This window comes from Peribacillus sp. SRI_006 (assembly GCF_057586375.1).
In genome coordinates this window covers 1-337 of sequence record NZ_JBYCZT010000053.1, presented here as the reverse complement: position 1 = coordinate 337, position 337 = coordinate 1, and the positions used below count along the sequence as shown (strand labels likewise).

Genomic DNA, 337 nt, shown 5'->3' with positions numbered 1-337 from the left:
GCGCTTTTGTTTTGTTCAGTTTTGAATGAGTGATTCATTCAATTAAATAGCAATCCCGCGATAAGCTTGGGAAGCAGAAGCTTATTATTTATGTGAATGGGCCTATAGCTCAGCTGGTTAGAGCGCACGCCTGATAAGCGTGAGGTCGATGGTTCGAGTCCATTTAGGCCCACCATTCCATTTCCCCAAACGGGGCCTTAGCTCAGCTGGGAGAGCGCCTGCCTTGCACGCAGGAGGTCAGCGGTTCGATCCCGCTAGGCTCCACCAATGAAACAATCACGTTGTGATTGGGACAGCTTGTTCCTTGAAAACTAGATAATAGATAGAAGGCAATTAA

The 337-nt window shown here is 47.5% G+C and carries 2 tRNA genes; both read left to right on the top strand.

The features are described 5' to 3' along the window. Positions 1 to 98 precede the first annotated feature (98 nt). Positions 99 to 175 (top strand) — tRNA-Ile (locus tag AC2YHV_RS27625). A gap of 16 nt (positions 176 to 191) precedes the next feature. After that, positions 192 to 267 (top strand) — tRNA-Ala (locus AC2YHV_RS27620). Positions 268 to 337 lie beyond the last annotated feature (70 nt).